The following is a 6304-nucleotide window of genomic DNA, read 5'->3' as shown; positions in this document are numbered from 1 at the left end:
GATCGGCGCGCCAGCGCCTCAGGCCAGCCTCGAAAAAACGCGGCGCGTCGTGGATTGACCCCTGCGCCAGGCGTCGCCAGACCTGCGCGATCAACTGCTGGACGGCCGCACGCGCCGGTGTACTGCCGGCCGCATCCTCCGCCCACATCTGCAGGATGTCGAGCACCACGCGGTATTGCCGTTGATCCTGCTGCCAGATGTCGCACCAGCCCAAAAACGCCTGCGTCACGCTGTCCACCAACAGACCTGCTCTCTCGCCCGCCAGCGCCAGGCGCACCATCTCATGATACGGGCCGCCCGTGGCAGGCTGGCGTTCGGCTTGCGCCAGGTCATTGCAAACGTCCATCACCTGCGCCCAGACCAGCGCCGCGGTCAGGCGCAGCGTGCTGGGCAGTTGCGGCTCATGCATCCACGCGGTCAGTAACGCAACACCGGCCGCACATGCCCCCGGCAGGCTGAGCACCACCAGCGTAAAGCTGGAAGGTTGGCAGCACCTGGCCCACCGCCTGGCGGTCGTTGACCAGGTGAAAGGCCAGGCCCAGGCGCTTCATCTCCGCCAGCGCCAGGGCAATGCGCTGCTGGCCGATAATTTTGAGCGCAGCCGCCACAGTCCATTGCCGCTTCCAACGATCGCCGCCGCGGGCCGCGTCTCCACCCAGGTGTGCAGCAATGGCAGCGCCTCAGCGCTCGCCCCCTTCCGCCAGCACGGCATCCAGGGTATAGCCCACCGTCGCGCGCACGAACGGCATCGCTGTCACGCCAGCGTTCGAGCAGCGGCTGCAGCAGGCGGCCAAAGTCCAGCGTGCCGATCGCACCAAGCGCGCGCCGCCGCGATGCCACCTCCAGATTGCCCTCCTTGACCAGCGTCTCCAGCAGCGGCGCCAGGCCCAGCAACAGGGCGTGATGGTTTTCCCGCAAAGCCCACATGGCGCTCTGCAGCTCGGCGTCCTCGAAACGCACGCGGCGCACCTGCGCCACGCCCGTTTCCAGGCGCTCCTCCACCGTCACCACCTCGCCATGCACGGCCAGCAGCAGGTCCGCATCGTTGTCGGCAAACAGGCTGGGCAGAGGCGCCGGCGCGGCGCCGGCGGTTGCGGCGGCTGTCTGCCGCCGGCGGCGGTCGGCGGTTTTCCTGCAGCGCCCGGCCATGCGCGAGCAGTCGTACAGCCGCCAGAAATCGGTCAGGCGGGCGTCGTGAAACAGGCAGAGGGTGACGGCCAGCCAGCGCAGGCGATCATCGGTCAGCCCTTTGAACAGGCTGCGCGCCTCGGCGCGCACATCGAGCGCGGTCGCGGCCAGGCGCTCGGCCAGGCGCCAGTTCGCCTCCACATCGTCCGGCCGGCACTGCTCGGCCAGGCTGCTTGCATAGAACTGGGCGAATTTGGCGCGCCGCGGCAGGCGCAAGCGCTGCGCCAGCCATTCCACCCGCTCCCGCAGGCCCGCGGTCAACTGCTGCCAGGTCTCATCCCCGGCCGCCCAGGTGACATGGCGCTCCAGCACCTGGCCCGGCGGCGGCGCGCCGATTTCCACCAGGGCGAGCGCGTAGATGCGCGGCGCGGGGCCATGCCGGGCCTGTTGATCGCGCAACTGCAGGGCCAGCGCCAGCGCGGCGGTGTAACAGCCGCTGCCCGGCGCGGCTGTCAGCACCAGCAGGCGCCGGCTCAGCGCCGCGCGGGCTGCGTCCAGGCCGGGCGGCGCCGCGAACACCCGCAGCACCATCTCCTGCTCATCCGCGCCCACCTCGAACTCGCTCAGAGCAAGCCTGGTTTCGGCCGCCAGTGCGCCGCCGCTCAGCGCCAGGCGTTCAGTCTCATCGGCTGCGCCCGCCTCCTGCCCGCTGACGCGCATCAGATCGGCCAGCTTTTGCGGCGCAATGCTGATCGTGATGTTGTTCACGGTCTGCGATTCGTCATGCACGCGCACCACGCCCGCGTCGCCGCCCACGTGAACGCCGCCCCCTGACGGCGCGGACGGCGACGCGTTCAGCGCGGTCTGGCATTTGGCGCAAAAGAGGGCATCATCCGGATTTTCATACTGACAGGCAGAGCAAGATCGCATCAGGAACTCCTTTCAGAGACAAAGGATGAAAGAAAAAAACCAGTTCTTTGATCCCCTGGTTTCCCCCGTCTGACGATTTGGTTGTGCGTTGGCACGGGGAATGATTAGCGCGGGGGTGTGGCTGCTCAGGCTGCCAGGGAGTCGGACAGGACTGGATTGACAGGAGATTTGGCTCTCTGTGCCGATTATTATGCCCACCACGGGGCAAAAATCCTGTTCATCCTGTCAATCCTGTCCAAGCTGGCGCGCGCAGTGAGCAGGAATGCGGTGGTTACGATTCAGGCCAGCGGCGCCGCGCCTGACCCATGCCGATGGTGGTTTGCGTGCCCACGCCGCTGAAGAGGGCAAAATCGGCCAGCACATTGAGCGCCACCAGCCAGTAGCGATCCCTGCGCACGGCCGTGTACTGGGCCATGCCTTCCGCGCCGATGTAAAGACCGCTGTTCTTGGTCTGCACCGGCCGTGTGCAGATCGAAGCGGCTGAGCGCGACGTTTTCTTCCACGAACTGGCGCAGTCGGACGCCAGCGGGATCGGGCTGTAGGCGTTCCAGCGATCCACCAGGCTGCCAAAGACCAGGTAGGGCAGCGGCGCCGGCATGGTCAGCCCCTTGACGAAAAGGCCGTCGGGCTGCCGAACTCCAGCTGCACCTGGGCCGACGCCTCGTCCGCCCTATGCACATAGGTGCTGAGCAGTTCCTGGTAAGTGGCTTGCCCGGTCCAGCTGTGCTGGCGTTCGTCGCACACCACCCCCGTCACCTGGAAGACCTCGCCGTCCAGTTCCCAGGTTGCGGGCGGCTGCTCCAGCAGACCGCAGGCCAGCGCCTGGCTGATGCGCGCCTCCAGCCCGGTGATGCGCACCTGCACCTCTTCGCCGGCGCGGATCAGCGACTGTCCTCCGCGCGGCAGATGGCCGAGCAGCGACGAACAGGTCAGCGGCTTGGGACCTTCGCCGGCGTGCGCCACATCCCCCAGCCCTGGCGTCACCTCCTCCAGCCGGCGCAGCGTCGCCGCATAATTCGCCCGCCCCAGGTGCGGCGGCAGGGCGAGGTTGCGATCCGTGGTTAGTTTGAGAATGATAGCAATCAGCATATAGTTTTCCTTTTGGTGCATACGCGAAAGCAGCCTACGAAAAACCTAAGCGATTTTCACCGCCACTACAGTGTCGCCGGCACACCCACCTTCGACTTTGGAGGGTTCTTGTCGAGATCAATGACGAATCGGCGCTCCTTGCGATCAATCAGGAGCAACCCGGGTTGCTTGGCAACCTCGATGATGTCGCAATGAAGCGTATCATACGGGCTAACCAGGCCCTTCAAGAAGACAGATAGTTCTGCTGCCTCTGCAAGCACTTCCTTGGCTTTGCCGGCCGACACCGCACGCTGCACGACGTCCTCACCGTTGCGCCGAACGGTGGCACACCATCGGCCGTAGCGCCATTCGTCCCAGACGCGTCGCAGAGACTGGGCTATGAAGACACCGACAACGACAACGATGACCTCGGTGACAAGGTTGATGATGACCCCACTGGTAAGTTCAGGCCACGCTGGCATAAATCCCTCCATTCAAATCAAGTGATTGTAGCTACCCACGAATTGACACGACTTGCCGAAAACGACAGACGTCGCTGTCTTGTTCCATTTAGTTCCAAATGCACGGCGCATTTCCGCACGGGTAACCATTGACATACTACCACTTCTGTGCTATATTAGCGCTGCAAACAAACCGGGCAACCGGTTTTTCCCGTCCCGCAAAGAGTCGCCGGATGGCGGCCTGCCTGAACAAGCATCAGGCTAGCGGGGCGGGTTTTTGTTTTGTCCGTACTCCCACAATAACACTCTCTCCCAGATCGGTCCATACCAGCTGCGATCTCCCGTCCTGAGGCTCCGCAACATAGCGCCCGCTACCATGTCAGCCACCTGGAGTGCATTCTCACTTCGCGAACGCTTAGTTGCGATTCGCGCGAATCTACCTGGTTGGCCGCTGAACCTTAATAGTTTTCTGAGCAATCGGACAGTCTCTTCGGCGCCGTTGAACTGATCCAGAATCAGATTCGTCTGACTCAACTCATCTGCTGAGATGCGTTGGATCAGGTCATTGAGAACAAAAGCAAAGAAGCCTAATTTGCCCACACCATGAAATTGCGAAGGCAATTTGCTCTTATTGACTGCCAGGGCTCTGACTTCGAAATTAAGAAACTGTAGTCCGTCAAGAAAGGCTCGGCGGTGGGTGTTCGATGAGTTGTGAAATCTGAACTCAGCCAGATTAGTCATTCCCAGCTTGATTCGCATCTCGTCCACATAATCCCGTAGCGACTGAAGATCATCCACCAGCAGAATCGAGTACACAAAGAAGGTGGTTGAGCCTCGCTCGAATCTGAAGCCTGCATCACCTGCTTCGTCTCCCAGGGCATAACGATAGGGTTGATTTCGCGTCTGGTCTCTGCTCCTCAACGCCGTCTCCGCGCCCCTTCACGCACCTCCTGCAAATTGATGATCTCCGCCACCTCGAAGCGGGGCGGTGTGCTGCCCGCCACCGGCCGCAGGCGCACGATGGCCGGAAAATAGCCCATGCGGCCGTGCAGCTCGGCCAGCAGCACCGCGGTGATGAAGTTCAGCGCGGGCAGCACAATCAGCAGCGGCGTCGTCTGCCAGGCCTCGGAGGTCAACGGCGTCTGGGCCAACATGGCCTGCACCTGGGGAACGAACGGCTGCTCTGTATCGAACTGCGCCGGCGCCGCAATCACCCGCTCGACGGCCGCGCCGGTCAGCGCCTCGATTTGGGCGAGCTGGGCCGGGGTGAGGGGTGGGAGAAGTTGAGTAATAGTGTCATGGTTGGTGCGTCCTTGTCCAGGCGTCGAAGCTGGGCCTTGAGGCGTGCCCAGGATGGCGTAGGCACGTGATTGTCGTCATTTTTCGTAACTGCTCAGCCAGGCAGTGAGAATGATCTCGATAGCCGGGGTGCCCCCAATCCTGGGGGAGCGATCTTTTCCCATTGGGGGCAGGGGGCCGCCTGAGCAGTTACCCCGGTAGCCAGTAAACCTGGTTGCGCATTTCGTCCGCCGTCACGCGGTTCAGCAGGTGTAGCAGGCGGCGGATCGTCTCGCCCGGCGGTAACTGCTCGCAAACGATGATCCCCCAGTGGATGCGGCCGGTCGCCAGCCAGGCCCGGTGCAGCAGGAGAAAATCAACCGTATTGAAGGTGAAAAGGGCGCTCTGTTGATCGGCCGCCAACGCCAGTTGTTCAGCATCGGTCAGACCCCACGCCCCGGTTTCATGCACGCTCACCGCATCGAAATACCGCAGCCGCAAAGCCGCAGCCACACCCTTGTGTACATCTTCATCAAGGTACAGGCGTGCAAACAGCGTTGGCTCCTCAGGCATCCTGCGCCTGCCCAACGCTCAGAACGCGACCGTCCGCCGCGACCTGCAGGCCATACTGCTGACTGAGAGGGACCAGTTGATCCTCTGCGATCTCCTGTTCGATCTCCGCCTGGTGGTCATGGTAAAAGCTGAGCGCCTCGTAGACCTGGGCTGGCGTCAGGTGCGGCAGGCCGGTCAGGATGTCATCCGCGCTGAGTCCCAGCTTGTGATAGCCAACGATCGCCTTGACCGGTGTGCGGGTACCTTGAATGATCGGCCGACCGCCGCAGACTCCCGGCACACGGGTGATATGCCGGTATTCAGCCAGGTCGGATGAATCTGCGGCTGCTTCCATTGCCGGGGTGGCCGGGGTGGCCGGGGTGGCCGGGGTGCGTGCGCGTTGGCGTTCAGCCTCGATCAACTTCTGATAGCGTGTGTACTCGACAATCGCCACGCGCGGGGTGCCATAGCGTTCCACGATCACATCATCGGCCATCATGGCCCGATCCACGGCCTGACCGAAGTTCTGCTGTACCTGGCTGGAATTGAGAATGATGGTCATACGGCTTCTCCTGAGGCGTATCTTATCTAAGTTATCTAACTTAGATAAGTATAGTCTCCGCGGACTGGGTTGTCAAGACGTATCTGCAAGGGGCGCATCTCAGAATGGGGGGACCGGGCGATTGCAGGTCGCCCGATTTTATATTAGCTCGTCGTCGTCTGGCGGCAGGTAGCTCAGGTAGATATTGATCAGCTCATCGTGCAGACCCCAACCGAGATCCGCCGCATCGCGAACAAGCTGCGCAAAGCGTGGGCGCAAACCTTCCGTCGTCGCCGGGTCACCGAGATTGGCAGTCCGCTCTGCTGCTCCCAGATAGACCGACGCC

The 6304-nt window shown here is 62.8% G+C and carries 10 protein-coding genes; all 10 read right to left on the bottom strand.

Annotated features, from left to right (window positions below; genetic code table 11):
• On the bottom strand, positions 1–409 hold a 409-nt coding region (locus IPF85_RS23400), incomplete at its 3' end, for a hypothetical protein (RefSeq protein ID WP_343410461.1).
• Positions 410–417: 8 nt separating this feature from the next.
• Complete coding sequence (locus IPF85_RS23395) at positions 418–2058, bottom strand: zinc ribbon domain-containing protein (protein WP_343410460.1); 1641 nt, start codon at positions 2056–2058, stop codon at positions 418–420.
• A gap of 271 nt (positions 2059–2329) precedes the next feature.
• Entirely contained in the window at positions 2330–2656 is a 327-nt protein-coding gene (gene cas6 / locus IPF85_RS23390; RefSeq protein WP_343410459.1) for a CRISPR system precrRNA processing endoribonuclease RAMP protein Cas6, read from the bottom strand.
• A 2-nt stretch (positions 2657–2658) separates the two neighbouring features.
• Positions 2659–3147 carry a hypothetical protein gene (locus tag IPF85_RS23385; protein WP_343410458.1) on the bottom strand — a complete coding sequence of 163 codons (489 nt, stop codon included), beginning with the start codon at positions 3145–3147 and terminating at the stop codon, positions 2659–2661.
• A 65-nt stretch (positions 3148–3212) separates the two neighbouring features.
• A complete protein-coding gene (locus tag IPF85_RS23380; RefSeq protein WP_343410457.1) occupies positions 3213–3608 on the bottom strand; it encodes a hypothetical protein in 396 nt (131 codons plus the stop codon).
• Between the two features lie 240 nt (positions 3609–3848).
• Positions 3849–4508, bottom strand: a complete 660-nt coding sequence (locus tag IPF85_RS23375) for a DUF3800 domain-containing protein (protein ID WP_343410456.1) — start codon at positions 4506–4508, stop codon at positions 3849–3851.
• Positions 4505–4801 carry a CRISPR-associated protein Csx15 gene (gene csx15 / locus IPF85_RS23370; RefSeq protein ID WP_343410455.1) on the bottom strand — a complete coding sequence of 99 codons (297 nt, stop codon included), beginning with the start codon at positions 4799–4801 and terminating at the stop codon, positions 4505–4507. The genes IPF85_RS23375 and csx15 overlap by 4 nt, the downstream gene beginning before the upstream one ends.
• 274 nt (positions 4802–5075) lie before the next feature.
• Complete coding sequence (locus IPF85_RS23365; protein WP_343410454.1) at positions 5076–5438, bottom strand: DUF5615 family PIN-like protein; 363 nt, start codon at positions 5436–5438, stop codon at positions 5076–5078.
• On the bottom strand, positions 5431–5979 hold the full coding sequence (locus tag IPF85_RS23360) for a DUF433 domain-containing protein (protein ID WP_343410453.1): 549 nt from the start codon (positions 5977–5979) through the stop codon (positions 5431–5433). Before IPF85_RS23360 ends, IPF85_RS23365 begins: the two co-directional genes overlap by 8 nt.
• Before the next feature lie 138 nt (positions 5980–6117).
• Positions 6118–6304: hypothetical protein (locus IPF85_RS23355; RefSeq protein ID WP_343410452.1), on the bottom strand; the 187-nt coding region annotated here is incomplete at its 5' end.

It is taken from the genome of Candidatus Amarolinea dominans, from assembly GCF_016704685.1.
Lineage (GTDB): Bacteria > Chloroflexota > Anaerolineae > SSC4 > Amarolineaceae > Amarolinea > Amarolinea dominans.
The sequence above is the reverse complement of the archived record's forward strand: the minus strand, read 5'-3'. Positions and strand labels throughout refer to the sequence as shown.

Bases quoted from the DNA above. Each gene is read 5' to 3' on its own strand.
- IPF85_RS23365 (WP_343410454.1), bottom strand. From the start codon at position 5,438: ATGCCTGAGGAGCCAACGCTGTTTGCACGCCTGTACCTTGATGAAGAT.
- cas6 (WP_343410459.1), bottom strand. From the start codon at position 2,656: ATGCCGGCGCCGCTGCCCTACCTGGTCTTTGGCAGCCTGGTGGATCGC.
- IPF85_RS23380 (WP_343410457.1), bottom strand. From the start codon at position 3,608: ATGCCAGCGTGGCCTGAACTTACCAGTGGGGTCATCATCAACCTTGTC.
- IPF85_RS23395 (WP_343410460.1), bottom strand. From the start codon at position 2,058: ATGCGATCTTGCTCTGCCTGTCAGTATGAAAATCCGGATGATGCCCTC.
- IPF85_RS23385 (WP_343410458.1), bottom strand. From the start codon at position 3,147: ATGCTGATTGCTATCATTCTCAAACTAACCACGGATCGCAACCTCGCC.
- IPF85_RS23360 (WP_343410453.1), bottom strand. From the start codon at position 5,979: ATGACCATCATTCTCAATTCCAGCCAGGTACAGCAGAACTTCGGTCAG.